The sequence below is a fragment of the Bifidobacterium scaligerum genome (assembly GCF_002802865.1).
Classification (GTDB): Bacteria; Actinomycetota; Actinomycetes; order Actinomycetales; family Bifidobacteriaceae; genus Bifidobacterium; species Bifidobacterium scaligerum.
In genome coordinates this window covers 1-297 of sequence record NZ_PGLQ01000022.1, presented here as the reverse complement: position 1 = coordinate 297, position 297 = coordinate 1, and the positions used below count along the sequence as shown (strand labels likewise).

General features: G+C 64.0%; 1 protein-coding gene. It reads right to left on the bottom strand.

What is annotated here, in order from left to right:
• On the bottom strand, positions 1–277 hold a 277-nt coding region (locus tag CUU80_RS10610), incomplete at its 3' end, for a precorrin-6A/cobalt-precorrin-6A reductase (protein WP_243388737.1).
• Positions 278–297 lie beyond the last annotated feature (20 nt).

Sequence of the window (297 nt, the reverse complement as noted above, 5' to 3'; positions counted from 1 at the left end):
CGTCGTGGTCGTCAACCCAGTGCCAGGTCGCTGCCTCAGGTTGGGTACGCCAGCTTGGTGGTGCCAGCCGTGCCAGCGGAAGGTTGAGGTCGCGGCATGCTTGAGCGGCGTGGCCGTGCATAGCTGCTGCGAAGGGGTGGGAGGCATCCACCATGACCTTGACTTCGTTGTCAGTCAGGAATTCTTTGAGACCGTCGATGCCGCCGAAACCACCCACCCGAGTCGGGCCAGGAACTGGCCGGGGGGACTTCGTGCGCCCCGCTAACGAGCTGCACAGGTCTACCCCCTCATCGATCA